This window comes from Actinomyces viscosus (genome assembly GCF_900637975.1).
In the GTDB taxonomy this organism is placed as follows: domain Bacteria; phylum Actinomycetota; class Actinomycetes; order Actinomycetales; family Actinomycetaceae; genus Actinomyces; species Actinomyces viscosus.
Window position 1 is genome coordinate 1,157,691 of record NZ_LR134477.1, and the last position, 24,219, is coordinate 1,181,909.

At 70.5% G+C, this 24,219-nt stretch carries 21 protein-coding genes and 1 pseudogene; 8 read left to right on the forward strand and 14 right to left on the reverse strand.

From position 1 onward, the window contains the following. Positions 1-236 precede the first annotated feature (236 nt). Positions 237-887, forward strand: coding sequence for a TetR/AcrR family transcriptional regulator (locus EL340_RS05135; protein WP_126413719.1), 651 nt, complete (start codon positions 237-239; stop codon positions 885-887). A 251-nt stretch (positions 888-1,138) separates the two neighbouring features. After that, positions 1,139-2,419, forward strand: a complete 1,281-nt coding sequence (locus EL340_RS05140) for a glycosyltransferase (protein WP_126413720.1) — start codon at positions 1,139-1,141, stop codon at positions 2,417-2,419. 54 nt (positions 2,420-2,473) lie between these two features. Here the strand turns inward: EL340_RS05140 and EL340_RS05145 are convergent, their stop codons facing one another. The 6 genes from EL340_RS05145 to EL340_RS05170 all read right to left on the reverse strand — a co-directional run bounded on the left by EL340_RS05145 (position 2,474) and on the right by EL340_RS05170 (position 7,529). Beyond that, positions 2,474-3,388: a TrmH family RNA methyltransferase gene (locus EL340_RS05145; protein ID WP_126413721.1), complete on the reverse strand. Its 915-nt coding sequence runs from the start codon at positions 3,386-3,388 to the stop codon at positions 2,474-2,476. 107 nt (positions 3,389-3,495) lie between these two features. Next, positions 3,496-3,876, reverse strand: a complete 381-nt coding sequence (gene rplT, locus EL340_RS05150) for a 50S ribosomal protein L20 (protein ID WP_003780489.1) — start codon at positions 3,874-3,876, stop codon at positions 3,496-3,498. Between the two features lie 27 nt (positions 3,877-3,903). Beyond that, the gene (rpmI, locus tag EL340_RS05155) at positions 3,904-4,098 is read right to left on the reverse strand and encodes a 50S ribosomal protein L35 (protein ID WP_003780493.1); all 195 of its coding nucleotides are present in this window, start codon (positions 4,096-4,098) and stop codon (positions 3,904-3,906) included. 124 nt (positions 4,099-4,222) lie between these two features. Further along, the gene (gene infC, locus EL340_RS05160) at positions 4,223-4,825 is read right to left on the reverse strand and encodes a translation initiation factor IF-3 (protein ID WP_232023229.1); all 603 of its coding nucleotides are present in this window, start codon (positions 4,823-4,825) and stop codon (positions 4,223-4,225) included. A gap of 350 nt (positions 4,826-5,175) precedes the next feature. Further along, positions 5,176-6,786 (reverse strand): DUF6297 family protein, encoded by a 1,611-nt coding sequence (locus EL340_RS05165; protein ID WP_126413723.1) that lies wholly within the window; start codon positions 6,784-6,786, stop codon positions 5,176-5,178. Continuing rightward, positions 6,783-7,529 carry an ABC transporter ATP-binding protein gene (locus tag EL340_RS05170; RefSeq protein WP_232023230.1) on the reverse strand — a complete coding sequence of 249 codons (747 nt, stop codon included), beginning with the start codon at positions 7,527-7,529 and terminating at the stop codon, positions 6,783-6,785. Before EL340_RS05170 ends, EL340_RS05165 begins: the two co-directional genes overlap by 4 nt. Positions 7,530-7,679: 150 nt before the next feature. On the opposite strand from EL340_RS05170, the gene EL340_RS05175 reads away from it, so the two are divergent. Then, on the forward strand, positions 7,680-7,997 hold the full coding sequence (locus tag EL340_RS05175) for a hypothetical protein (protein ID WP_126413725.1): 318 nt from the start codon (positions 7,680-7,682) through the stop codon (positions 7,995-7,997). Between the two features lie 42 nt (positions 7,998-8,039). Here EL340_RS05175 and EL340_RS05180 read toward each other — a convergent pair whose 3' ends face one another. Then, complete coding sequence (locus EL340_RS05180) at positions 8,040-8,816, reverse strand: SseB family protein (protein ID WP_232023231.1); 777 nt, start codon at positions 8,814-8,816, stop codon at positions 8,040-8,042. A gap of 198 nt (positions 8,817-9,014) precedes the next feature. Here EL340_RS05180 and EL340_RS05185 point away from each other — a divergent pair, with 198 nt between their 5' ends. The 3 genes and pseudogenes from EL340_RS05185 (at position 9,015) to EL340_RS05195 (ending at position 12,046) form a co-directional block, all read left to right on the forward strand. Continuing rightward, a complete protein-coding gene (locus EL340_RS05185) occupies positions 9,015-9,713 on the forward strand; it encodes a CDP-alcohol phosphatidyltransferase family protein (protein ID WP_126413726.1) in 699 nt (232 codons plus the stop codon). After that, a pseudogene (locus EL340_RS05190) lies at positions 9,710-10,650 on the forward strand (phosphatidate cytidylyltransferase). Before EL340_RS05185 ends, EL340_RS05190 begins: the two are co-directional and overlap by 4 nt. Positions 10,651-10,756: 106 nt before the next feature. Next, positions 10,757-12,046, forward strand: coding sequence for a lysophospholipid acyltransferase family protein (locus EL340_RS05195; protein ID WP_126413727.1), 1,290 nt, complete (start codon positions 10,757-10,759; stop codon positions 12,044-12,046). Between the two features lie 37 nt (positions 12,047-12,083). Here the strand turns inward: EL340_RS05195 and priA are convergent, their stop codons facing one another. After that, entirely contained in the window at positions 12,084-12,836 is a 753-nt protein-coding gene (gene priA, locus EL340_RS05200; RefSeq protein WP_126413728.1) for a bifunctional 1-(5-phosphoribosyl)-5-((5-phosphoribosylamino)methylideneamino)imidazole-4-carboxamide isomerase/phosphoribosylanthranilate isomerase PriA, read from the reverse strand. A gap of 38 nt (positions 12,837-12,874) precedes the next feature. Then, positions 12,875-13,513, reverse strand: coding sequence for an imidazole glycerol phosphate synthase subunit HisH (gene hisH / locus EL340_RS05205; RefSeq protein ID WP_126413729.1), 639 nt, complete (start codon positions 13,511-13,513; stop codon positions 12,875-12,877). A gap of 407 nt (positions 13,514-13,920) precedes the next feature. On the opposite strand from hisH, the gene EL340_RS05210 reads away from it, so the two are divergent. Continuing rightward, complete coding sequence (locus EL340_RS05210) at positions 13,921-15,609, forward strand: serine/threonine-protein kinase (RefSeq protein ID WP_126415324.1); 1,689 nt, start codon at positions 13,921-13,923, stop codon at positions 15,607-15,609. A gap of 69 nt (positions 15,610-15,678) precedes the next feature. Here EL340_RS05210 and EL340_RS05215 read toward each other — a convergent pair whose 3' ends face one another. The 5 genes from EL340_RS05215 to EL340_RS05235 form a co-directional block, all read right to left on the reverse strand. Further along, a complete protein-coding gene (locus EL340_RS05215; RefSeq protein WP_197722351.1) occupies positions 15,679-16,608 on the reverse strand; it encodes a hypothetical protein in 930 nt (309 codons plus the stop codon). After that, positions 16,608-17,207, reverse strand: coding sequence for an imidazoleglycerol-phosphate dehydratase HisB (gene hisB / locus EL340_RS05220; protein WP_126413731.1), 600 nt, complete (start codon positions 17,205-17,207; stop codon positions 16,608-16,610). Before hisB ends, EL340_RS05215 begins: the two co-directional genes overlap by 1 nt. Positions 17,208-17,328: 121 nt before the next feature. Continuing rightward, positions 17,329-18,474 carry a histidinol-phosphate transaminase gene (locus EL340_RS05225; RefSeq protein WP_126413732.1) on the reverse strand — a complete coding sequence of 382 codons (1,146 nt, stop codon included), beginning with the start codon at positions 18,472-18,474 and terminating at the stop codon, positions 17,329-17,331. Positions 18,475-18,575: 101 nt separating this feature from the next. Next, positions 18,576-20,525, reverse strand: coding sequence for a cation:proton antiporter (locus EL340_RS05230; RefSeq protein WP_126413733.1), 1,950 nt, complete (start codon positions 20,523-20,525; stop codon positions 18,576-18,578). Between the two features lie 42 nt (positions 20,526-20,567). Beyond that, on the reverse strand, positions 20,568-21,455 hold the full coding sequence (locus EL340_RS05235; RefSeq protein ID WP_126413734.1) for a MarR family winged helix-turn-helix transcriptional regulator: 888 nt from the start codon (positions 21,453-21,455) through the stop codon (positions 20,568-20,570). 392 nt (positions 21,456-21,847) lie between these two features. Here EL340_RS05235 and EL340_RS05240 point away from each other — a divergent pair, with 392 nt between their 5' ends. After that, positions 21,848-24,163: a RecQ family ATP-dependent DNA helicase gene (locus tag EL340_RS05240; protein ID WP_126413735.1), complete on the forward strand. Its 2,316-nt coding sequence runs from the start codon at positions 21,848-21,850 to the stop codon at positions 24,161-24,163. The last annotated feature ends 56 nt before the right edge of the window (positions 24,164-24,219 follow it).

Genomic DNA, 24,219 nt, shown 5'->3' on the forward strand with positions numbered 1-24,219 from the left:
TGCCGGTTCAAAAGTCCCTGCGATCCCTTGAGGCCCGTGGTCGCCCATGAGGAGCGCTCGGAGACAAGACAGACAACAGGTTGCCGCAGTTCTGACCTTTCGTCAGGAAGAGTAGCACCGCCCGCATCCGAGACGTCAACCGAGTCTCACCGGCGCGCCACCTCTGGGATGATGGTCACACGCCGTACAGAGCGCCTAACCGCGCAAGTCGACCGTCCGGTCGTAGTCTCATCCGCATGAGCCCCGCGAACACAGACGATCCGCGCCGCCGACTCCAGCCCGAGCAGCGCCGCGAGGAGCTGGTGAGAGTCGGAGTCGAGCTGTTCGCAGAAGGATCCCTTGACCGTACTCACGTCAACGAGATCATCAAGCGGGCAGGCGTCTCGCGCACGCTCTTCTACCACTACTTCCCCTCCAAGAACGCCTTCGCCCGCGCCATTGTGGAGCACGAGATCCTTCACCTTCACGGCCTGGTGGAGCAGCAGATCGAACCGACCCTGGAAGCGGCGATCTCCATCTTTGCGGGCTACGTGAGAGCCAGGCCCAGCAGCTTCCGGGCCCTGCACACCGGGGGCCTTGACCAGGACCCCGAGATCGCGGCGGCCCTAGCCACCAGCTTCGAGCGCTACGAGCACCTTGTCCTCATGTTCCTGGGAGTGGAGCCCGATGAACGCGCCATGTTCGCCGCCAAGGTGTGGATCAACACGATGATCGCCCTGTGCCTGGCCTGGCTGGACCACCCTGAGATCAGCCAGGAGACCATCACGAACATGTCCGCTCAGGCGCTGCGAAGCTTGGTGTCCCAGGCACGACAGGGAGCCGACGAGGACGCTGATCCCACCGCTGAGCACGCCTCCGCCACACCCCCTCCCACTCCTACGGTCTGACGAGCGGTCGCTGAAGGCCTCGGCCGAAGCACTGGCGAGAGCCGCTCCACGAATCACGCGCAGACGACCTCCTATCCACTTAATCCACCTTGCATATATTTTTCCGGCTTTCCAACCTCCTCGTAAGAATGGCATCTGTGTAAGAATAAACGTGCTAACCTCTCCTCCAGTTGTACATGGCGTGCAATAAGAGAGATGTTGAGGGGATCACCGCCCTGCCGTACCCCTCGCTCTCAGAAGGAGAGCTGATCATGCCTGAAGGCACCACCGGACGCGCGGTGACTGCGCGTAAAAGTACGTCCCGGGTCCTCTTCGCTCCGGAGACATTCAACTTCGCCGAGGTGACCCGCGCCATCGAGGTCGCCCGCCGGATGCCTTCAGACGTGGAGTGCGTCTTTGCAGGCTTCTCGCGACGTAACTCCGAGTACATCAAGGCTGCGGGCTTCGAGTTCCGTCTGCTCACCCCCTACCTGAGCGATGAGGAGGGGCGGCTGGCGCTGGCATTTGACCAGGGACGCAGCCTGCACCATCCGTTCACGGCGCAGATGCTCGCCCAGCGGGTCGCGAGCGAGCGGGTGCTGCTGCGCTGCCTGCGTCCGGATGCCGTCGTCATCGGAGTAACTCCCAGCCAGTTTATTTCGGCGCGGGCCGAGTGCGTTCCACTGGTTTTCGTACGGCCGTTCGCCTACTCCTTGGCGCATCTGGAGGCGGCCCGCAAGGTGGGCGCCACCGGGTTCCTGCCTCGCACCACCCCCGAGGAGTGCCTGGTCGACGACGCGGCCGCCCACCTGCTCCACACGGTAGGGACCCGTCTGCCCCTGTCGCGCGCCTTCCACCAGGTGGCCATGGCCAACGGCGTCTCACTGCCCCAGGGGCTGTTCGCCGGACTGACCGCGGACCTGAACCTCATCGCCAGCGCCCCGCACCTGCTGCCCGGGTGGCTGGAGATGCCCGAGGGTCACCGACTGGTGGGACCGGTGTACGCGCACCTGCCCGGAGAGGTCCCCGAGATCGTCGCCGACCTGGCCGCCGGCCCTCAGCCCCTGGTGTACTTCGCCGTGGGATCGTCCGGGAACCGCGACCTCGTTCTCGATGTGCTCCGGGGGCTGGGGCGGTCTGGATGCCAGGTACTGGCACCAGTGCGCTCCCACATCAGGGATGAGGACCTGGACACCCTTCCCCTCAACGTCCATGTCACCGACTGGATCCCGGCGCACCAGCTGGGGGACGCCGTTGACCTGGCGATCACTCACGGCGGTGAAGGCACCGTCCAGACCAGCTGTGCGCAGGGGTGGCCCTTCATCGGGATCCCGTTGCAGCTCGAGCAGCGCTTCAACGTCCAGCGCTGCGTGGCCTTCGGCTCGGCCCGGCTCGTCTCCCAGAGCCAGGCGCGCAAGGCCGACTGGGCCAGCCTGGTGCACGAGGCGCTGGCCGACGACGTCATGCGCTCGCGCGCCCGGCGCATGGCCGAGCTGATGGAGGGACTGGACGGACCGGGCCGGGCGGCGGAGGCGATCTGCGAGCTGCTCTGAGACTGCTGGCAGCTTTACCGCGACTGACTGGCTAGCTGCCTCGCGAGCTGCGCCTCAGGCCTGTGCGCGGGCGCTGGCGTAGAGGCAGACGGTGGCTGCGGCTGCGACGTTGAGCGACTCGGCCTTGCCATAGACGGGGATGGAGACGACGGCGTCGGCACGGCTCAGCGCCTCCTCGGGAAGTCCGTGAGCCTCGTTACCGAAGAGCCAGGCACTGGGGGCGCCCAGGAGGGACTCGGCCTCGAAGAGGTCGAAGTCGCCACGTCCATCAGCTGCTAGGACGGTGAGCCCGGCCTCGTGGAGCGCGGCAACGGCGTCGTCGAGGGCCACACCGGTGACGACGGGCAGGTGGAAGAGGCTGCCGGCGGTGGAGCGCACGACCTTCGGTGCCGTGGGGTCCACGCTGCCGCGCACGAGGACGACGGCGTCGGCTCCGGCGGCGTCGGCGGCCCGGATGATGGTGCCGGCGTTTCCGGGGTCCTGTGCCTGGGTGAGTACGGCGACGAGCCGGGCTCCTTCCAGGGCGGCGGCCAGTGCCTCGGAACCGGTGGCCTCCTGGGTGGCGACGACGGCGAGGACGCCCTGGGCATCGGCGCTCATGGCGTCCATGACCTGCTCACTGGTGACGTGGACGTACAGCCCGGCAGCGACCGCCTCCTCCCAGATCTCGCCGTGGCGCTCGACAGCGGCCTCGGTGAGGTAGACGTCGAGGACGCGTTCGGGAGCGTGGTGAACGGCCTCGCGCACACTCTGGGGGCCTTCGGCGAGGAAGCGGCGGTGCTTGGTCCGGGCGTTGCGACGGGTCAGCCCGGCCACGCGTGAGATGCGGGCCGAGCCGGGGTTGGTGAGTACCTCGTGGCCGGCGGCCGGCCCCTCGCTGAGGGTGCGGCGCCGCGGCCCGCGAGCCACAGGGAGTTCGGCGGAGTCGTCGAGAAGCTCATCAGGACCGGCGGAGGAGGTATGACTCATGCGGTCAGCCTACGTGAGCGGTCGGCAAGAACACCGAATCCTCGCCACGAACCGCTTCAGGTTCCGTGACGAGGACTCGGTAACTGTACTGCGAGGGCCGGACCGACTCAGGCCTTCGGGGCGTTGACGTCCTCGGGGAGGGCCTTGCGAGCCACCTCCACGAGGGCCTTGAAGCCCTCGGGCTCGTTGACGGCCAGCTCGGCGAGCATACGGCGGTCGATCTCCACTCCGGCCAGGCCAAGCCCCTGGATGAAGCGGTTGTAGGTCAGGCCCTCGGCGCGGGCGGCGGCGTTGATGCGCTGGATCCACAGGCGACGGAAGTCGCCCTTGCGGGCGCGACGGTCGCGGAAGGCGTAGACGCCGGAGTGGGTGACCTGCTCCTTGGCCTTGCGGTAGAGGCGCGAGCGCTGGCCGCGGTAGCCCGAGGCCTTCTCGAGAACGGAACGACGCTTCTTCTGGGCGTTAACAGCCCGCTTCACACGTGCCATGGTGAGACTCCTTGGTGGGTTGGGCGGTCAGCGACCGAGCAGCTTCTTAACCTGGCGGACGTCGGCCGGGGCGACCGGCTGGTCCTGGGACAGCTTGCGCTTGCGGCGGGAGGACTTGACCTCCAGCAGGTGGCGCTTGTTGGCCTGCTCGCGCATGAGCTTGCCGCTGCCGGTGACCCGGAAGCGCTTCTTGGCACCGGAGTGCGTCTTGTTCTTCGGCATGGGTAATTTCCTCTTCTCGGTCCCTGGAAGACGGGTAGTCGCCGGGACTGCGGACCCCGCTCACGGTGGCGAGGGGGTGGGTCGTTGGTGTCAGGTGAGTGTCGGGAGCGCCATGGGGGCGCTCTCAGGCCTTCTCGCCGGCAGGCTCCTCGCTCGCAGAGGTCTTGGCGCCCTTGGGCGCACGGCCCGCGTGCTTCTCGGCACGGCGGGCGGCTCTGGCCTCCTCGCGACGGCGGCGCTGATCGGACTTGACCTCGGCCTTCTTGCGGACCGGGGCCAGGACCATGACCATGTTGCGGCCGTCCTGGCGGGGGTGGGACTCGATGGTGCCCAGCTCGGCCATCTCCTCGGCCAGGCCCTGGAGGAGCCTGATCCCGAGCTCGGGCCGGGACTGCTCTCGGCCTCGGAAGCGGACGATGCACTTGACCTTGTCCCCGCCCTTGAGGAATCGCTCGACGTGGCCGCGCTTGGTGGCGTAGTCGTGCTCATCGATCTTGGGGCGGAACTGGATCTCCTTGAGCTGGGTGTTTGCCTGGTTGCGTCGCGCGTCGCGCGCCTTCATGGCCGACTCGTACTTGAACTTGCCGTAGTCCATGAGCTTGCACACCGGAGGGCGGGCGTCGGGGGCCACCTCGACCAGGTCGAGATCGGCCTCCTCAGCCAGACGCAGGGCGTCCTCCACACGGACGACGCCGACCTGCTCGCCGCTGGGGCCGACGAGACGCACTTCGGGAACGCGGATCCGTTCGTTGATACGGGGCTCGCTGATGTCGGTTCCTCACTCTGAGTCACGGATGGTTGCGGAACGAGGAGAGGCCCCCGTCCCTGCTGCACAGGTCGGAGGCCTCGTTACGAGCACGATTGCCTCCCGGACGTGGCCGGGAGGTGACCGCGAAGGGCTCACAGCCCTTGCATGAACCCGATTCCCGAAAGGAACCCAGGTGGGATCGCTCCGCTTGCGCACCGGGGCGAACCCCGGCTGGTCAGTGAGGAATGCTACCAGTGCGTCGGTACGATTCCCAGACGTCTTCATCACCACCGACGTGAGTCCCCCCACGTATGGGGTGCCTCAGAGCGTCAGGATGCCCAGCGGTTCGTCCGTGTCCCCCACAGGACGACGACGGCGCTGGCGACGCCCTGGATACCAAGCACCGTCGTCGTCGGCACGGAGACGGCACTGGCGACGAGGGCGGTGGCCAGCCCTCCCACGAGTGCGGCGTCGGGGCCCGCCGTGAGCATCTGCACCAGCCCGGGCGGCAGGGAGCCCATGGGTGAGGTGACGAGTCCGGCGGCGAAGTCGGGCATCGTCCGGTACCCGGAGCGCAGCGCCGCCCCTGCCCAGGCCCAGCCGCTCAGGAGCGCCATGGCGGCCACGACCCCGAGGTCCTTCCATGCGGCCGCGGCGCCGAGGGCAGCCATGGCGGGCACCAGGCTCAGCAGGGACCACGCGCTCATCAAGGCTGCCGGCACGAGCAGGTGCCCCACCCGGACCACCCAGGGCGGTGCTGGCCAGGCGGAGTCGGGGCCACCGTCGAACCAGGCCTGACGGGCCGGTTCGGCAACGGCCAGGGTCGCGATCCAGCCGCCGCTGAGATAGGCGACGGCACGCATGGGGCTGCCGATGGACTCCGACAGCAGGGGCAGTACCGCAATGGCCAGCCCCGCCCCCAGCTGAAGCAGCCGCCGGGGCTGACGACGCAGCAGCAGCCAGTCCGCCTGAGCCACGCAGGCCATCACCCCCACGGGCCGGGGCAGCCGGCCGGCGAGGCGGGCCCACCGCAGCGGGTCGGGACCACTGGGCCGTACCGACGGCGGGGAGAGCAGGCGTCCCATGGCGCGGGTGTCCAGCGACAGCAGGGAGACGTGGGCGCCGAAGGACCGGGCGACGACGTCGAGCAGGGCGGCGTCATGCACCCGCCCCAGACCAGCTCGCGCCCGCCTCCAGCCAAGCACCGCGGCGGCGACCAGCGCCCCGGCCGAGGTCGCGACCACTATGTGCCCGCGGGCCGAGTGAGGGAAGGGAAGGACCGTCCCCGCCAGGCACGCCGCCGCCCCGAGCAGGATCAGGAGCCGGCGCAGGCGCGCCACGCCGTGGCCCTGAACCTGCGCCTTAATGAGCTCGGAGAGCACCAGGGACAGCCCGGCTGCCAGCAAAACCGGCCACGTTGTGACGGCAGCCCATCCGCCTCCGGACACGAGCGCCGGGAGCAGGCCCATCACCGCACCCGCAGTGGCCGCCAGGAGGTACTCGACACGGGCCACCGGCACAAGGAGAGTGCTCCGCTCACCGGGCATGGGCAGCCACCAGGCGGCCTCGTGGGGACGCAGGAAGAGCGGCCCGAGCCGGCTGAGCGGGCCGAGCCCAAGCGCCAGGAGCAGCAGCATCAGGGCCAGCACCAGCCACCCCGGATCAAGGCCCAGGGCGCCGGGACCGGCCGGCACCGCGCCCGCAGCCGGGGAGGAGGGCGGCGCGTCGACCAACCGGCGCAGGTAGGGAGCCAGGATCGTTACGACGACTGCGGCCGTCAGAAGCCCGGTGTAGACGTCTCCCACGAGGGCCCACACGCCGCGGCGGTGCCTGCGGGTACGTCGAGCGGTCCACCGCCGCAGATCGGCTCCGTCGGGGAAGAGCACGGTCCCCGGCCCGGTCGAGACGGCCGGCGTCCCCGAGGAGCCCGCCGGCGTCACTGGAGGCCCTCCTCAATGGCGCGAACGCCGTCGGCCACGCTCAGGATCCGGGTGTCGCGTCCCACGAGAAGCACGTGGGTGGCGGCCTCCTCCACGATCTCCGGGTCGTGGGAGACCATGAGCACTCCCCCGCCGGCCTCTTGCTCCTCGATGAGACGATCGGCCAGGAGCAGCCGGGTCACCTGGTCCAGCCGCTGCTCGGGCTCGTCGAGGACCAGGAGCCTGCGAGGACGCGCCAGGACCGATGCCAGTGCGAGACGGCGTCGCTGCCCCGAGGAGAGCTCCTCGGGCAGGTGGCTCGCGAGCCGGGTCAGCTCCAGGTCCTCCAGCAGCCCGCCGACCACCTCATCGGCGTCGGCGACACCATGGCCGAAGCACACCAGCCGCAGGTGCTCGGCGACGGTCAGTGTGGGGAAGAAGGACTCCTGCCCCAGGTCGGTGGCGAGCGCGGCTCGTTGAGCGCCCGAGCGCGGGTCCGGAACGTGCCCGAGCACCCGTACCTCGCCGGCCAACGGGGGCAGCAGCCCGCAGCAGGTGCGCAGCATCGTCGACTTTCCTGCCCCATTGACCCCGACCAGCGCCAGGACCTGGCCGGGAAGCAGGTCGAAGGTCGCAGGAGCGCAGACCGGTTCATCGTTGTACCCGACGCTGAGCCCGCGGGCGCTCACCAGCGGCTCACGACCCGCCGAGAGGCTCTGGCCCGCGCCGCCAGCAGGCTCTCGCGTGAGGGTGGTGTTCACCACGCCGTCGGCGGAATCCGGCCGGTTGCCGGGAACTGGCGCGCTACCTGGCTGAGGTTGGGAGGAAGCGGTCGACATAGTGGTCATCGGCACTATTGCAACACACATATTTTCAGTGGCTTGGTCAAATCAGATGCCTTACGCTCCGAACCCATGGAATGGAACACTATTAGGACCTCGGACCCGCACAGCGAGACCGACGGCGACTCCTCCCCTTCCCGTCAGGCGGGGACTGACTGGAGCACCACCAGGGACCCAGGTCCCGGCCGAGTGGTGGTCTCAACCCGGGACCTCGCCCAGGTCCGTGCGATCGCCGAGGCCGCCGCCCGGATCGCGCAGAACGACGGACGCGAGCAGGATGCCCAGTCCCTGCGCGACGTCGTCGCCCGCTTCGACCAGGTGGCCGGTCCGCTGGAGGACCACTACGGTCAGGTCGAGCAGTGGAGCTCCACGATTCTGGGACGTTCCTGACCTCCCTCGGGCGTCATTCCCGCAGCTGCGGAAAGCGCCGGGTCAGGCCGGCAGCGGGCACAGCTCCACGGTGTCGATGAGGTCGCCCCAGGCCGGGTTGACCATGACGTACTGGCAGCCCTCCAGGCTGCGGGCCACGCCGGCCCGACCGTCTGCGGCGTCGATACGGATGAAGACCCGCAGCTCGGCGCCCTCGCCGGGCCCGAAGGCCACCCCGGTCACGCCGTCGACCTCCTCGAGCTGGGCACGCACCTCGGCCTGAACCTGCTCGTTGCGCCACGACGGCACCCACTCCTCTCCCCCGGCCAGAGCCACGACGGCTGGGCGCGGAAGACGCAGGTCCCGGCTACCGGGGTCGAGCACCCACAGCTGGTCGGTGGACAGGCAGGCCACCTGCGCCGCCCGTTCGGGCGAGACCGGCACAGGACGCACGTCGCTGCGCCACCGGCTCATCGCCTCGGCGCTGGTGAACACCGGCAGGGCGATATGGCCGTCGGGCAGGCCCACCGCCAGGGTCGCCGCGTCCTGGCAGGCATCGGCGACGTGCACCTCGTGAGCCGCTACCTCGGGAGACTCCCCTTGGGACAGGCTCACGGCCTGTGGCCCACCCGGCTCAGGGCGGCCGGGATGGGCGTGGGCGGCCACCGGGACGATCAGCCGGCCGCCGACGAGCGCCGCCCACAGCCGATCGAGGTACTCGTGACGGGGCAGGTCGGAGGCCTCCAGCGCGCTGCTCACCTCCGGGCGGGCCGCTCCGTCGTCGTCGGCGAAGGGCGAGGGGGCGGCGAGAAGACGCTCCAGCTTGTTCCGAGCCGCCATGGCCGCCGCCAGCTGGGGCGCCTCAGGGTCGGGCCTGTGCGCGCCCCCAGGCTGAGGTCCTGGGACCTGATCTGGAACCTGATGAGAAGACCTGCTCATAACGCTCACCGTAGCGCGTCCTGCCACAGGGGTATTACTCCCCAGTGCGTTCCGGACCAATCGCGCACGTTCGAGGTGGCGCCTCGATAACCTGTTGCGGTGGCATCGCTCTACTCGTTGAAGTACTGGTACACCCGCCGGTTGGGGAGAATCATCCAGGCCTCGGTGCGCCGCGGCATCTCGCCCGACGTGTGGACCGCCGTCGGCGTCATCGCCGCTGCGCTGGGTTGCGGGGCACTGGTCATGGGTTGGTGGCCCCTGGCCCTCGTCCTGCTGGCCGCCCGGCTCGGCGGCGCGAACCTGGACGGCGCTGTTGCGCGGGCGCGCGGGGTATCACGGCCCTTCGGCTTCGTCCTCAACGAGATCGGGGACCGGGTCTCCGACCTTCTCATCATGGCGGGCCTGGTAGGACTCGCCCTGCGCACGGGCTCACCCACCAATACGGTCTACCTGACCCTCATCGCGCTGGCGGCGGCGACGCTGCCGACCTTCGTCTCCCTGGCTGCCGCCGGTGCGGGCGCCACCAGACTCAACGGCGGTCCCTTCGGCAAGACCGAGCGGTGCCTGGCGGCGGTCGTGGCTGCGGCTCTCCCCCAGTACCTGGCGATCATCGCCTGGGTCATCATCGTGGGCTCCGTGCTGACGGCCTGTCTGCGGCTGGCACGCACCGCCACCGCGCTCGCCGGACGCACCGGCCCGGCCATGGCCGACACCATGGCTCCACCGCCGCCTCAGGACATCGCCCGTATCGGACGTGAGGCTCGTGAGGGCGACACCGACGCGGGAGCCGGGTCGTGAGTACCCCAGTCAGCGTCTGGGCCGGCAACGAGACCCACGGCGGCGGAGTGATCGACTGGCTCGTGGGCGGCAGCCGCTCGTGGACCGTGACCGTTCCCGGGGCGGGGTGGGTTCTCACCGGTCGGGCGGTGTTCCTTGCGGCCACGGCCATCATGATCCTGCTTCTGGCCGGCATCGGCGTGGCCCTGTCCCGCAAGGCGGAGCTACGCCGCCGCTGGACCACGTGGGCCATCATCATCCCGGCGGTCGGCATCCCCATCTGGGTCGGACGGGGCACGACGGCGCTGCTCGCCGCCGCCCTCGGGCTCCAGGCGGTTCGCGAGCTCTCCCGGCTCACTCGCCTGCCCAGGGCGGAGACCATCATGCTGGCGGCGATGGCGGTGGGCTATCCGCTGGCCGCCTGGTTGCGCCCTGGCCTCATGGCGCTCGCCCCGCTCATGGTGCTCGTGTGCGCCGTGCCCGCGGTCCTGGCCGGCGACGCCGAGCACGGCCTGAGACGCGCGACGGTGGCCGGCTTCTCCTCGATATGGATCCCCTGGTCCCTGGCACACCTGGTCATCCTGTGGCATGACGCCTTTCTCATCGCCTTCGCGGCCGCGGCCGCCGACGTGGCCGCGTGGGCCGGCGGCACCTTCCTGCGCCCGATGGCCTGGGCACGTCGCCCGCTGTCCCCCCCCTGTCCCCGAACAAGACGCTCGGTGGACTGGTGGGCGCCGTCATCGGGGCCGTACTCATCCTCACCCTCCTGGGGCACATCACACCCGGGCTGGTGATCGCCGTCGGCCTGGGCGGAGTGCTGGGGGACCTTCTGGAGTCCCTCGTCAAGCGCACCGCCGGGGTCAAGGACGCCGGCGCCTGGCTTCCCGGGTTCGGAGGCCTCCTGGACCGCGTCGACTCCCTGCTCCTGGTCCTGCCTCTGGCCGCTGTTCTCGGGTGACCGCATGTCCCCTGCGCCGCTCCTGCTGCGCCCGACTCCCCCTTGTCCCGCATCAACGCCACCGCTCCTCCTTCATCGCCCACACTCCCACGGAAAGGCAGTTGACATGCCACTTCAGATGCCCTCAGTGCCAGGTCCCGCCGAGCTCGCCTCAGCCGGACGTCGTCTGCGATCAATCGTGCGAACACCCCAGAAAGTGACCTGGCGGGCGGTGCTGCGTCAGCGTTTCTGGTCGGCCACCATCGCCCCGTTCGGGGGCGTGCGGGTCGAGGGCGAGTTCGAGGCCGACGGTCCCTACGTCGTCGTCGCCAACCACGGCTCCCATGCCGACACGATCGCCATGATGAGCGCCTCCCCCACCCTCATGCGGGTGGTCACGGTCGCCGCCCAGGACTACTGGTTCTCCAGTCGTCTGCGTCGCCTCGTGGCCAGGGGCCTGCTGGGGGCCTACCCGGTGCGACGCGATGGCGAGGGCGCCTACGAGGAGCTGCGAGGGAGCCTGGCCAACCGGGTCGCCGAGTCCATGAGCATCCTCATCTTCCCCGAGGGCACCCGTTCCACGGATGGGCAGATGGGCCGGTTCCACTCGGGAGCCGCCCGGCTCGCACGAGACTTCGGCATCCCCGTGCTTCCGGTTGCGCTGGTGGGAACGCGCGAGATGATGCCGAAGAAGAGTGGGCTCCCCCACTACTCCCCCGTCGAGGTCCGGGTGGGGGAACCGATCGCTCCCAGCGACGATGTGGAAGCGGTCAGTGACCGAGCGCGTGCGCAGATCGTGGAGATGCTCAGACGCCCGCGCAGACCCGAACCGGTCTCGGACGTCTTCACCGTGCTGCGCACCGGGATGGAGGGCGGACGGGGAGACGCCGTGATGTTCGTCTGGGGCATGGCCGAGGCCGTCTCCTTCCCGATCATGGCGGAGATGAGCCAGGTGTGGCTGGGCCTGACCCACCCTGAGCGGATGTGGCGCCGCGCGGCGATGGTCGTGGCGGGATCGGTCACCGGGGTGGCGCTCACTCATCTGCTCACCCGGGCCGGTTACCGTCCGCCCGCGCCATGGACCACACCGGCGATGAGGGCGGCCACCTCCCGCTATCTGAGCCGAGGTCCCTCCGGCTACTGGAAGCAGGCACTCACCGGGATCCCGGTGAAGCTCTTCGCCGCCGAGTCCGGACGCCGTGACCTGCCTCTGCCCGCGGTCATCGTCCACGCGGCCGGGGAACGGGCGGCTCGTATGGCAGCCTCCACCGCCCTCGTCAAAACGCTGGGAAAGCCGCTCGGGCCCATCACCCGTCAGCACTACGGCCCCTACCTGGCGGCCACCGGCATCGTCTTCGCCACCGCGCTGCGCGGGGTCATCAAGCACTGGCAGCAGCCTGAGCATCCTGGGCGGTAGGGTGCGCGCGACCGGGGCGCGCCGCTGGGCAGGCTCGTCAGACGCGCGCCGTCGACGGCTCGCGCACCTCCTCGTCGCCGGCCACGGCCAGCGCCTCCTGAAGGGTGAAGTTGCCGTTGTAGAGCGCCTTGCCGACGATGGCTCCCTCCAGCCCCAACGGGGCCAGGCGCCGCAGGGCGACCAGGTCATCGAGGTGGGCGATGCCGCCCGAGGCGACCACCGGCGCCGGAGTGCGCTGGCAGACGTCCGTGAGCAGCGCCGTGTTGGGGCCACTCAGCGTGCCGTCGCGAGTGACGTCGGTGACGACGTAGCGCGCGCACCCGACGGCGTCGAGGCGCTCGAGGGTCTCCCACAGGTCGCCTCCCTCCTTGGTCCAGCCGCGGGCGGCCAGGGTGGTGCCGCGCACGTCGAGGCCGACGGCGATCTTGTCGCCGTGCTCGGCGATCACCCGCTCGGTCCACTCGGGGTCCTCCAGTGCCGCCGTGCCCAGGTTGACCCGGGCAGCACCGGCGGCCAGGGCCCGGGCCAGCGAGGCGTCGTCGCGAATACCTCCGGACAGCTCCACCTTGATGCCGACCTCACCGACGATGCGGGAGAGCAGCTCGGAGTTGGAGCCCCGTCCGAAGGCCGCGTCGAGGTCCACCAGGTGGATCCACTCGGCCCCGGCTCGCACCCAGTCCCGGGCGGCGTCGACGGGGCTGCCGTAGTCCGTCTCCGAACCGACCTCTCCTTGAAGAAGCCGGACGGCCTTGCCGTCGGCGACGTCGACGGCGGGAAGTAGGGTGAGCATGAGTTTCTCCTGCGGTGGTCTTGGGACGGCTCGGGTGGTCAGAGGGTTGTCATCCAGTTGCGCAGGAGCTGCGCCCCCGCATCACCGGACTTCTCGGGATGGAACTGCGTGGCGCACAGGGCCCCGTTCTCGACGGCGGCGATGAAGTCCTGCCCATGAGTCGCCCAGGTGGCCTGGGGCAGCCGGGTGGGACCAGGACCGAGCAGCTCGGCGGGGTCCTGGGTGGCCGCGTAGGAGTGGACGAAGTAGAAGCGCTCGTCGGCGACGCCGTCGAAGAGCACAGAGTCCTGAGGGGGACGAACCTGACTCCACCCCATGTGGGGGACGACGTCGGCACTCAGCCTGCTCACAGTCCCGGGCCACTGTCCCAGGCCCTCCTCCGTGGTCCCGTGCTCCTCGGAGCGCTCGAACATGACCTGCATGCCCACGCAGATTCCCAGGACCGGGCGCCCGCCGGCCAGGCGCTGCTCAATGAGGCGAGGGGCGTCGACCGCCCGCAGCTGGTCCATGACCGCCCCGAAGGCGCCGACACCAGGGACAACCAGGCCGTCGGCCTCGGTGACCTCATGGGGGTCACTGGTCAGCGTCACCTGCGCGCCGACGCGCTCCAGGGCGCGCACCGCCGAGCGGACATTGCCGGATCCGTAGGACAGGACAGTGACGCGTGGCGCTTGCATGTGACATACCCTACCGTCCCGATAGACCGTTCTGGCACATCCTCCACACTCTGAAACAGCCACTGACGTGCGTAGACCCAGCACTTGCAGCGCTGGGGCAACAATTTCGACACGCGACGAGCCCCGCGTGCGGCCCTCAGCCGCACGCGGGTCGAGGCCGCGCCGAGTGCCGGATCCCAAGGTGGGCGGCCGGTTTCCTTTCGAGAATCTCCAACATGGGCGAGGATTCACTCGTGAGCATGCAGTTCCCCTCCGGTGAGACGCCCTCACCTTCGCAGGTGCCGTCGCCTCCCTCCGCGAGTCAGTCCTCCGCGGCCGACGACGCGGGATCGCGCGGGCACCGTGCCAGCTCCAGCGGGTCGCACAGCGCCGCACCGTTCTCCATTCCCGGGGTACGGATCACCTCGGTGCTGGGACACGGAGGCTTCGCCACGGTCTACGCCGGGGTGCAGGACTCCCTTCAGCGCCCGGTCGCCGTCAAGGTCGACTCCCGTCCCCTGGACGATCCGCGCAACGAGCGGCGGTTCATGCGCGAGGTGCAGGCGGCCTCGCGGATCTCGGGGCACCCTCACGTGGTCTCCCTGGTCGACACCGGCAAGCTGCCGGACTTGCGCCCGTACCTGGTCATGGAGCTGTGCGCGGGCGGTAGCCTCTACGACCTCGTCTCACGCGGCCCAACACCCGCCTCCGACGCCGTGGCGCTGGTGGAGGCGGCGGCCTCGGCACTGGGGGCGGCTCACGCGGCCGGCGTCATGCACCGGGACGTCAAGCCCGCCAACATCCTTCTGGACTCCTACGGGTCACCGCGGCTGTCGGACTTCGGCATCGCCTCGGTCCAGCGCGAGGGTCAGGACCCCACTGTCACCCTGGAGTGCCTCACCCCCGACTTCGCCGCGCCGGAGGCCTTCATGCTGGCCGGGCCCGGGCCCGAGGGGGACGTGTGGTCCATGGGTGCGGTCCTCTTCGCCCTGCTGACGGGGCGGGGACCTCGACGCGGTCCCGACGGCGTGCAGCGCAGCCTTCCGGAGATCGTCCGTTCCCTCGATGAGCCCCTGAACCTCAACGACCCGAACGTTCCCGAGCTCCTGCTCCCGGTGCTGAGCAAGGCCATGGCGCCTGACCCACGGGACCGTTACCGCAACGGCACCGAGCTCACCGATGCTCTGGGGCAGGTTCGTGAGCATCTCGGGACCGGAAACCTGGCCGTCGGCGGGCCGGTGACCTCGCTGCAGCTGGTCGACGCCGGTCTGGTGCCGTCACCTGCTCCCAGCGCCTCAGGGCACTCAGCCGGTTCGGTGAGTTCCGGTGGTCCGGTCAGCCCGTCCAGCGGCTACCCTCCCATGACCTCCAGCGCCGTGTCCGGACCATCGGCCGGTTCGGCTCACTCGGCCCGCTCAGCCCGCTCGGCGCAGTCCGCGCCGTCAGCGGACTCCGGCCGGCCGGGGCACTACGAGCAGCTGTCGATGCCGGTGTCGTCGCCGGAGTCCGTGAACGTCTCCCCGGGCAGGTCCGCGGGGACGGGTGCCGGCCGCTCCAACAGGCTCACCACCCGCGAGCGTCGTCAGATCGGGCTGCGTGCCGGGTTTGTGGGAGCGGTTGTCGGTCTTGTCATCGGTCTGGGGGCAGGCTGGATGGCGGGGGTCTGGCTGGCTCCTACTGTCTCCACGGTCAGAGCGGACTCGTCGGCCGGGGCCACAGGATCGGGCGCAGGGGCGTCGGCCCAGTCCTCCTCATCGGGCCAGGACGTCGCCTCAACGCCGCCGCACCCGGTCGGCACCTGTCTGGCCGGCACCACCTCCATCTCGGGACAGACCACCGCCAGGAAGGTGGACTGCAACGAGCCCCACTCGTGGGAGGTCTACCAGGTGGGGACCCTGGCGGAGAGCACCTCGGGCTCCACTGACGACGATCTGGCCTCCGACCCCAACGTACAGTCGACCTGTACGTCACAGGCTGCTCAGCAGTACGGGGCGGCCAACCCGAGCACGTCGGTACTGGGCCCCGGCGAGGCGGGGTGGAACGCCGGGAAACGGGGCTTCTCCTGCATCGCCTCGGACCTGAAGGGCGGACAGCGCACCAGCTCGTACGCCGGCTAGATGGCGGCTCAGGGGGCGTCCGCTCCCGTGGCAGCGTGTCAGCGGTGTTCCTGGCGTTCGTTGCTGACGTTACTGCGGGGGACGGCGCAGTCCGCGTCCGAACCAGCGCATCGCCCGGGGCGCCTTGATCTCGGAGGACTTCACGGCGCCGGGGACGTCGTCGGCGTCGATGGCGCCCAGGAGCACGTCCTCGACGACCTGGTCCATGGAGGCCAGGAGGAGCCCTGCCGACGCCTCCTCCCCGGGCTGGCCGTTGGTGAAGTGGCGGGCGGTGATCGTCCCGGACAGGCCGGACTCGATACCGACGTCGGTGGCCAGGTCGGCGGTCATGAGGACCGCGCCGGCTCGCGACAGGCGGGAGAGCTGGGCGGCCAGCTCGGCGGCCTCGGCGGGCTCGGAGTCGGATCCTCCCAGGAGCTCGGCCACGTCCCAGTCCGAGTGGGCCGAGACGAACTGCTTGACCGCGAAGGCCCCGCTGGAGGAGGGGACCACGGTGCAGTCGAGATCCATGAGGGAGCACATGCCGGCCAGGCCGTCGGCCCGGTTCAGCGGCGTCATGACGACCGCGACCTTGACCGCCTTGGGGGCCTGCTCGTTGGAGTCACCGGGGCTGAAGGAGCTCAAGGAGTCGGCCGCGGCGGCGATCTGCGCCTCCTGGGCATCGGTGAGTCGGGAGGGCTCGTCCGCGGCACACGTCCTCTCGCCCGGGGCGTCGAGAGGGTGGTACGTGTTGTGGGGGACGTCGTCGGGGCTCACTCCCGCCGGCTCGGTGTCCTTCGTGTCGCCGACCGAGGAGGATGCCGCCTCCGACTGACCGTCCTGGGCTCTGTCGCCCGTGCTGCCGTCCCGGGAGCCCTCGGGGGCCTGAAGGCCCTCGACCGCTGAGAGGTCGTCGGGGAGCTCGACGTCATCCATGAGGGCGGCGAACTCGGCGTCCAGGTCGCGCCGGCCGTCCTGGTCGTCGTCGCCGTGCTCACCGGTTTGGGGGGTCTGGTCCATCACAGGCTTCCCTTCGTGGACGGGATGGTCTCGACGCGGGGGTCGTCCTCCACAGCGGCGCGCAGGGCTCGGGCCAGGGCCTTGAACTCAGCCTCCGCAATGTGGTGGGGGTCGCGGCCGGACAGGACGCGCACGTGCAGGCAGATACCTGCGTGGTAGGCGATGGCCTCCAGGACGTGACGCACCATCGAGCCGGTGAAGTGCCCGCCGATGAGGTGGTGGACGAAGGCCTCGGACTCACCCTCGTGCACCAGGTAGGGGCGTCCGGAGATGTCGACGACGGCGTGGGCCAGAGCCTCGTCCAGGGGGACGCTGGCCTCGCCGAAGCGGCGGATGCCGCGCTTGTCGCCCAGTGCCACGCGCAGGGCCTCGCCGATGCAGATGGCGGTGTCCTCCACGGTGTGGTGCACGTCGATGTCGGTGTCACCGCTGGCGCGCACCGTCATGTCGATGAGGGAGTGGCGTCCCAGGGCGGTGAGCATGTGGTCGTAGAAGGGAACGGTGGTGGAGATGTCGGTCTGGCCGGTGCCGTCGAGGTTGATCTCGACGACGACGCTGGACTCGCTCGTGGCTCGCTCGATACGCGCGGTACGGCTCATGTGTGCTTCCTCAGCATCGTGTGTGGTGCTTTTCAGCGGTACTGGTTCTTTGAAGAGTCTCAACCGGTGGCAACCCTACCGGTCCTCGGCGCGGTCCGCGGCCGACGCCCCTCTCGTCTCCTCATGCCTTCCTCATGGCTGCCGTCAGCGCGGTGCGCAGCCGCTCCATCTCCCCCGGTGTGCCGATGCTGGCCCGCAGGAAGCCCTCGGGGCCGACGACGCGGATGAGGACCCCGGCGTCGAGGAGGCTCTGCCAGACGGCGTCGCGGTCCGGGAACGGGCCGAACAGGACGAAGTTGGCGTCCGACTCGTGCGTGGTCAGTCCCTGGTCGCGCAGCCAGGTCACCAGGGCGTCACGCTCCTCGCGCAGGGAGGCGACCTGAGACATGAGCTCGTCGCGGTGGGACAGGGCCGCCAGGGCGGCGGCCTGGGTGACGGCGGAGAGGTGGTAGGGCAGGCGCACGACGCGCAGGGCATCGACCAGGGCGCGGTCGGCGGCCAGGTAGCCCAGGCGCAGGCCGGCGGCCCCGAAGGCCTTGGACATGGTGCGGGTGACGGCCAGGTGGGGATTGGACGGGCCCAGCAGCTCCAGGGCGCTGGGCACGCCGGGGCGGCGGAACTCGGCGTAGGCCTCGTCGATGACGACGACGCAGTCGCTGGCCCGGGCCGGTGAGCCGATCTCGGCCCCCAGCAGCGGGCCGTGGCCGCGAGCCGCCTCAAGGAGGCGACTGACGTCCTCAAGCGGCAGAGCCGTCCCGGTCGGGTTGTTGGGGCTGGCCAGGATGACGACGGCGGGCCGAAGCTCGCTGATCGCGGCCTCCGCGGCCTCGACGTCGAGCGTGAAGTCCTCGCGGCGCGGGCGCGTGGCGTAGTCGGTCAGGGTGTCGCGGGCGTACTCGGGGTACATCGAGTACGTGGGGGTGAAGGTCAGGCAGGTGCGCCCCGGTCCGCCGAAGGCCTGGAGCACGTGGAGCATGACCTCGTTGGAGCCGTTGGCCGCCCAGATCTGCTCGGGGGTCAGCTCCACCCCGGACTCGGCCCTGAGGTAGTCCGCGAGCGCGGCCTGCAGCCGGGGGAAGTCGCGCTCCGGGTAGCGGTTGAGGCCCTGGGCGGCCTGAGCCACTGCGGTGGCGATCGACTCGATGACCGCGGCGGACGGAGGATAGGGGTTCTCGTTGACGTTCAGCCTCACGGGGACATCGATCTCCGGGGCTCCATAGGGCGTCTCGCCCTCCAGGTCCGGTCTCAGGGGCAGGTTCGCGCTCACGACCTGGAGTCTACGGCCCGGGCTCCCTTGACGGACGGGTTCCCTCAGCAGGTGGGACGGCACGCGTCGAGGCGCCGGCCGGAGCGAGGTCGAAGCCGTTGTCAGTGCGGTTCACTGGTGAGCATGATCTCCTGGAAGTCGAGGCGGTCCAGGGCGTGCTCGAGGGAGTCGGCCGAGTACAGGCCCTCGTCCCCGGCGTCCAGGAGGGCCTCGCGCTGGGCGCGGATCATGTCCAGGGCGCGCTCCCGCATGGGGGCGAGCTCGTCGTGCCGCCAGGTCGGGTCGGTCCAGGCCCTGGCGACGGCCGCCGGGGACAGGACGATATCGGCCCCCTCCCGTCGCAGCAGGGTGCCGTGCTCAGGCTTGAGGGTCTCGTTCTCCCCGTCCTGGGCCGGGAGCGGGGTCTTGTCTGGCCCCGACGCCGTCTCGGAGGCAGCGGGCTCGCCCGGCTCGGCGGGCGCGGACTCGTTGTCCGGGGTCCTCGTGGCATCGGGGTCGATGGCATCGTGAGAGCCGCGGCCGGCGGGCTCGGGGCCATCGGCGACGGCGTCCTGGGCGGCACTGACCAGCAGCGAGATGACGGCGGCCCTCTCCTCGTCGTCGGCGGGCCCGGCCATCGCGGGTCTGACCAGGCGCACCAGCGCAGGCAGTGTCAGGCCCTGGATCGTCAGCGAGCCGGCGGCCACGAGCATGGACACCAGGAGCAGGAAGGGGCGGTGCGGCGCCGTGGTCGGCAGGGTCTGGGCCGCGGCCAGGGTGATGGCGCCGCGCATGCCCGCCCAGACGATGACGGCGCCCTCGCGTGCGCGCAGGGGCTCGGCCGCGAAGTAGTCCAGGTCGGCGCCCCGGCGTCGGACCCGGCTGGAGAGCCGGATGGCGCGCCGGGCGATGCTCTCGTGACTGGGTTCGCGCCGGAGCCTGCGCTGGACCTGGGCGAAGCGGCGTCGGTCCCAGGGAACCTGAGGCATCTCGGCCTCGCCGCGTACGATGGCCGAGCAGCGGTTCTGGAACTGGTGGATCGCCTCCTCGTTCTCCTCCCAGTGGATTGCCCAGCGCGCGGTGCGGTGGCTGAGGAACTTGAGCATCGGCGCCACGACGACGGCCCGGATGACGACGGTGAGGAGCCCGGCGACCACGGCGACCTCCACTGCTCGGCGGACCCCGAGGTCGGAGACGTCGACCTTCTCCACGATGCCGAAGAACTCCAGCCCCATGACCAGGAAGATGAGTCCCTCCAGGGTGAGCTCCACGGTGTGCCAGTTGGTGCGTGAGGCCACTCGGTGAGCCGGTGGCAGCATCCGGGGGCCACGGTGCCCGGTGATGAGTCCGGCGACGACCGCGGCCACCAGGCCCGATCCGTGCATGTGCTCGGCAGGGATCGCCGCCAGGAAGGGAACGGTGAAGGACACGACCGTGTCCACGGTGGGATCGGTGATGTGGGAACGAACCCGCAGGCTCACCTCGCCGACGAGCCACCCCACGCCCAGGGCCACGAGCACCGCCAGGGCGAAGCCGCCCAGGACCCCTCCGACGCTCACCCCTCCCGACGTGGCGGCCGAGACGGCCGAGGACAGGACCACCAGGGCGGTGGCGTCGTTGAGCAGACCCTCCCCCTCCAGGACGGTGATGATGCGCTGCGAGACCCCCAGTCGGCGGGCGATGGAGATGGACACGGCGTCGGTGGGGCTGAGGATCGCCCCCATCGCGATCGCCCAGGCCAGGGAGAGCCCGGGGACCAGGAGGCTGAGTACCACGCCGATCACCGCAGCGGACAGCGCCACCAGCAGGATGGCCAGGATCGCCACCGGGGCGAGCTCTCGACAGAAGTTGATGGTCGAGATGCTCACCGCCGTCGAGAACAGCAGCGGGGGAAGGATCCCTTCGAGGACCACCTGAGGATCCAGCTCGACCGCCGGGATGAAGGGGAGGAATCCGACGGCGGTGCCCCCGGCCAGGAGGATCAGAGCCGGGGCGACACCGATGCGGTCACTGAGCTGCGAGGCCGCCGCAATGGCCAGGGTGCCCAGCACGGCGATGATGAGGAGCTCCATGGGCCAAGGGTAACCAAGGGCGTCAGCGGCCGATGAGGGGCTTCAGCAGTCGTGTCCGGTGAAGCGGTGGAAGTCCCTGCGGGCTCCGCGGACGCGTCGCGCCCGAGCGGCTCTGAAGCTGCGGGCCCCGCGCTCGGGGAAGTCCTCTCCGGGAAGAGCGCTGCCGTCTCGATGGGCAGGCCCTCCTCGACGCGGTCCCCCGTGACCCGTGTGCCGGCCCCGGCCGCCTCGCCCCTCCGGTGGTAGGTCGGCGTCGCCCGCCTCCGGTCCGAAACCGGGGCCGTAGCCCGGGACGAATGCGGGGCCAGGGCCGAAGGGCCCGAAGCCGCGCTCGCGCATGCGCATCATGGCCTCGAAGCGCTCCTCACCCATACGACGGCGGGCGTCGGCGAAGCGCGGCCCGAACTCGCCGTCCTCCTCCGGCCCGAGCTGGGACTCCAGGGAGGCGATGACCTTGTCGAGAAGCCGAGCCAAAGTGGCGGCCTCCTCATCGGTCAGCGAGTCGAGGTAGTCGGCCCTGGGCCCGCTCAAGGGCGTGCCGCGACCGGCCTCGGTGAGGTGGACGACCATGACGCGACGGTCCTCCTGGCTGGGCCTGCGCTCGATGAGGCCATCGGCCTCGAGCTTCTTGAGCAGCTCATTGAGCGACTGCTGGCGGATGTCGAGGAGGAAGGCCAGGTCACGCGTGGGGATGGGGCTCTGCATGCGCAGGGCGGCCAGCACCCGGCCGCGGCCTCGGGTGGTGTCGGCGAAGGGGCCGCCGCGGTGCGCCGTCATGCGACTGCGGCGCATGAGGTGCTGCAGGCGGCGGAATCGCTCGTGGAGCGAGGCTCGCTGCGGGTGCTGCGGCGAGACGTCCGCTGTGTCGCCAGCGTCGCCAGCGTCGTTGGCGTCGTACTCGGGGGTGTTCGGGTTGGTGCTGTCGGTCATGTCGGTCTCCGTTCCCGCACCCTGATGGGCGCTGTGCTGACTGTCTGGTGAGGTTGTGTCTGGGGCGGTGTTCTCAGTGTTCTCAGTGCTCTCGGTACTCATGAGCTTCTCCTGACGTGAGAGGGGCACCCGTGCAGGTGTGCTGCCATCCCTATCGCCATCTCTGCCGTCACCGGTCTGGTCTTCAGTGCTGCCAGTGGTGGTCGAGAGGCTTTGGAAGGTGCCTGTTGTATGTTGACGCCACCGAAAGTACAGGCACCTTCCAATGAGGGTCAAGGCATTCTCAACCGGTACCTGTATGTTGTAGGTCACGACTCGCGTCGGTACCTCGCCGTCGTCCGAAGGCTCGGTGGAGACCGGCGGAGACCACTGGACGGCGTTAGCGTTGCATCATGTCTACGACGACCATGACACCGGGTTCCCAGGAAGCCGCCCGCCCTGTTCGCGAGCGCGCCGAGGCCGTCCTGCGCGAGCTCGTCGGCCGCCCGGAGGCGCACCTGCGCGAGGACCAGTGGCGGGCGATCGAGGCGCTCGTCGTCGCCCATCGCCGTGTCCTGGTGGTTCAGCGCACGGGCTGGGGCAAGTCGGCGGTGTACTTCGTGGCGACGGCGCTGCTGCGTGAGGGCTGGGGAGGCTGGCGGCCCGGCACCCCGACACCCTCCCCCGGCGCGCGCGGCCGGGCCGGGGGCGTCGGTGCGAGCATCATCATCTCGCCGCTGCTGGCCCTCATGCGCGACCAGGTCGCCGCTGCCGGCCGCGCCGGGATCCGGGCAGTGACGATGAACTCGGCCAATGTCACCCAGTGGGAGGAGATCGAGGACCAGGTGCGCGCCGGAGAGGTGGATGTCCTGCTCGTCTCCCCCGAGCGGCTCAACAACCCGGTCTTCCGCGACGAGGTCCTGCCGCACCTGGCCGGGACGGCAGGCCTGGTCGTCGTTGACGAGGCCCACTGCGTCTCGGACTGGGGGCATGACTTCCGCCCGGACTATCGGCGTATCCGCACCCTGCTGGCCGGTCTGCCGCCGCGCACCCCGGTCCTGGCGACGACGGCGACCGCCAACGCCCGGGTCAGCGCCGATGTGGCCGAGCAGCTGGGGGCGTCCCCGGCGGCATCCGGGGTGGGCGACCCGTCCGTCCTGGTGCTGCGCGGCGCCCTGGAGCGCAGCTCCCTCCACCTGGGGGTCAAGGCCCTGCCCGATGCCGCCACCCGCCTGGCCTGGCTGGCCGCCTACCTGCGGCGCGCCCCCGGAAGCGGCATCGTCTACTGCCTGACCGTCTCGGCGGCGCTGGAGGTCGCCGAGTACCTGCGCGCGGCAGGCGTGGAGGTGGCCGCCTACACGGGCCAGACAGACGCCGCCGAGCGCGAGCGCCTGGAGGAGGACCTCAAGGCGAACCGGGTCAGGGCACTGGTGGCCACCTCGGCGCTGGGAATGGGCTTCGACAAGCCGGACCTGGCCTTCGTGGTGCATGTGGGAGCACCCTCCTCACCGGTGAGCTACTACCAGCAGGTGGGGCGCGCCGGTCGCGGCGTGGAACGGGCCGAGGTGGTCCTGCTGCCGGGTTCGGAGGACCGCGCCATCTGGGAGTGGTTCGGCTCGCAGGGCTTCCCTCCCGAGGACCAGGTCCGTGCGGTCCTGGAGGGCCTGGAGGAGCAGCGGGCCGCAGGGTCCGGGCCCATGTCGACGGCGGCGCTGGAGACGGTGACCTCGCTGCGGCGCACCCGGCTGGAGTCCATGCTCAAGGTCCTTGACGTCGACGGCGCCGTGCGCCGGGTTCGTGGTGGCTGGGAGTCCACCGGCGAGCCCTGGTCCTATGATGCCGAGCGCTACGCGAGGCTCGACGCCGCACGTCGCGCCGAGCAGGAGGCGATGGTGGCCTACGAGCGGCTCGGCGCCGACGTCGTCTCCTTTGAGGCGGGCGCCCCCTGCCGGATGGCCTTCCTGAGGTCGGCGCTCGATGATCCGCACCTGGAGCAGGGGTGGCGCTGTGGAGCCTGCGACCTGTGCGGAGGCCTGGTGCTGCCTGACGCGCCCGATGAGCGGCAGGTCGGTGCCGCTCGCCAGGCGCTCGATCGTGCCGGGTTCGAGCTGCGGGCGCGCCGTCAGTGGCCCACCGGGATGGAGCGCCTGGGACTGGCTCGTTTCAAGGGTCGTATCGGTGCCGAGCGACAGGCGGCGACCGGGTTGGCCGTCGGGCGCCTGGACGGGTTGGGGGCCTCGGGCACTCTGCGCGAGCTGGTGGCCTCCGGCTCCGACGGTGAGGTCCCGGTCTCCCTGAGGCCGCTGGTGCTTGAGACGGTGGACCGTCTCGGCCAGATCATCCACGGTGAGCGGGACGCCGCCGGCGCCCAGACACGGAAGGAGCAGGTGGTGGTCGTCGTTGTGGACTCTCGTGCCCGGCCCCACCTGGTCCGCCGGCTGGGGCACGCCGTGGCCGTGCGGCTCGGAGCCAGGCCGCTGGGGGTCGTAGGCCTCGCCGGCCAGGATCCGCCGCGCCACGACGTGGGCTCGGCGTTCCGGCTGGCGGAGGTGGCCCGCAGCCTGACGCTTGAGACCTGGTCGGCGCAGGCGCTCGAGGAGCTGCAGGGCTCCGTCGTGGTCCTGGTGGACGACTGGAGCGACTCCGGCTGGACGCTCACGGTGGCGGCCGATCTCCTGCGCCAGGCGGGGGCGGCCGCGGTTCACCCCTTCGTCCTGGCGCAGAGGTAGAGCCGGGCAGGCGCGGCAAAGCCGCCCCCGTTCCCCCGCCCGGCCCCTCCGGTGCG

Bases quoted from the DNA above. Each gene is read 5' to 3' on its own strand.
- EL340_RS05135 (WP_126413719.1), top strand. From the start codon at position 237: ATGAGCCCCGCGAACACAGACGATCCGCGCCGCCGACTCCAGCCCGAG.
- EL340_RS05140 (WP_126413720.1), top strand. From the start codon at position 1,139: ATGCCTGAAGGCACCACCGGACGCGCGGTGACTGCGCGTAAAAGTACG.
- EL340_RS05145 (WP_126413721.1), bottom strand. From the start codon at position 3,388: ATGAGTCATACCTCCTCCGCCGGTCCTGATGAGCTTCTCGACGACTCC.
- rplT (WP_003780489.1), bottom strand. From the start codon at position 3,876: ATGGCACGTGTGAAGCGGGCTGTTAACGCCCAGAAGAAGCGTCGTTCC.
- rpmI (WP_003780493.1), bottom strand. From the start codon at position 4,098: ATGCCGAAGAACAAGACGCACTCCGGTGCCAAGAAGCGCTTCCGGGTC.
- EL340_RS05175 (WP_126413725.1), top strand. From the start codon at position 7,680: ATGGAATGGAACACTATTAGGACCTCGGACCCGCACAGCGAGACCGAC.
- EL340_RS05180 (WP_232023231.1), bottom strand. From the start codon at position 8,816: ATGGCGGCTCGGAACAAGCTGGAGCGTCTTCTCGCCGCCCCCTCGCCC.
- EL340_RS05195 (WP_126413727.1), top strand. From the start codon at position 10,757: ATGCCACTTCAGATGCCCTCAGTGCCAGGTCCCGCCGAGCTCGCCTCA.
- priA (WP_126413728.1), bottom strand. From the start codon at position 12,836: ATGCTCACCCTACTTCCCGCCGTCGACGTCGCCGACGGCAAGGCCGTC.
- hisH (WP_126413729.1), bottom strand. From the start codon at position 13,513: ATGCAAGCGCCACGCGTCACTGTCCTGTCCTACGGATCCGGCAATGTC.
- EL340_RS05215 (WP_197722351.1), bottom strand. From the start codon at position 16,608: ATGGACCAGACCCCCCAAACCGGTGAGCACGGCGACGACGACCAGGAC.
- hisB (WP_126413731.1), bottom strand. From the start codon at position 17,207: ATGAGCCGTACCGCGCGTATCGAGCGAGCCACGAGCGAGTCCAGCGTC.
- EL340_RS05230 (WP_126413733.1), bottom strand. From the start codon at position 20,525: ATGGAGCTCCTCATCATCGCCGTGCTGGGCACCCTGGCCATTGCGGCG.
- EL340_RS05235 (WP_126413734.1), bottom strand. From the start codon at position 21,455: ATGACCGACAGCACCAACCCGAACACCCCCGAGTACGACGCCAACGAC.
- EL340_RS05240 (WP_126413735.1), top strand. From the start codon at position 21,848: ATGTCTACGACGACCATGACACCGGGTTCCCAGGAAGCCGCCCGCCCT.